A 628-nucleotide genomic window follows, 5' to 3' on the forward strand; every position below is an offset into this window, starting at 1 on the left:
GGGAGTGGTGGGCGCCGCTCCGCACGGGGCGGCGACGCCCGGCGGTGACGAGCGTCCGGACGGCCGGGGAGAGGGCGGCGGGGCGGAGTCCACGGCGCTCGCGGCGTCCGACCCGGCGGAAATCCCGGACGCCTGGCGCCGGGCGCGCGCAGCAGCGCGCGCGGCCAGGGCCGAGCCCCTCCTGCGCCCCGTGGCGCACTGGGACGACATCGGCCCCTACCGGCTGCTCACCGCGCTCCCGAAGCCCGCGGGCGGTCGTACCGCCGACCCGGCAGCCGCGCCCCTGCTGCTCCCGGCCCACCGGGAGCTCGCCCGGACCGCGGAGTCCTATCTCGACCACGCGGGACAGGCCGGGCGCACGGCGGCCGCTCTCGGTATCCACCGGCAGACGCTGTACTACCGGCTCTCCCGCGTGGAGCAGCTGACCGGCCTGGACCTCGGCGACGGCGCGGACCGCCTGCTGCTGCACATGGCGCTGAAGGCCGCACGTCTCTGACTGCTTCTGACCGTTCTGGCCGCCCCTGATCGTTCTCGAGTTCCTCTGACCGCCCTTGACCGTGGCATCCGGGCACGGTCAAGGGCGGTCAGAGGAACTCCTGTCTCTTATACACATTCTCCGAGCCCACGA

The 628-nt window shown here is 74.5% G+C and carries 1 protein-coding gene; it reads left to right on the forward strand.

Annotation, left to right across the window (positions count from 1 at the left end):
* On the forward strand, positions 1 to 496 hold a 496-nt coding region (locus tag E0D90_RS25945; protein ID WP_227870527.1), incomplete at its 5' end, for a PucR family transcriptional regulator.
* Positions 497 to 628 lie beyond the last annotated feature (132 nt).

It is taken from the genome of Streptomyces otsuchiensis, from assembly GCF_004305975.1.
GTDB classification, from domain to species: Bacteria; Actinomycetota; Actinomycetes; order Streptomycetales; family Streptomycetaceae; genus Streptomyces; species Streptomyces otsuchiensis.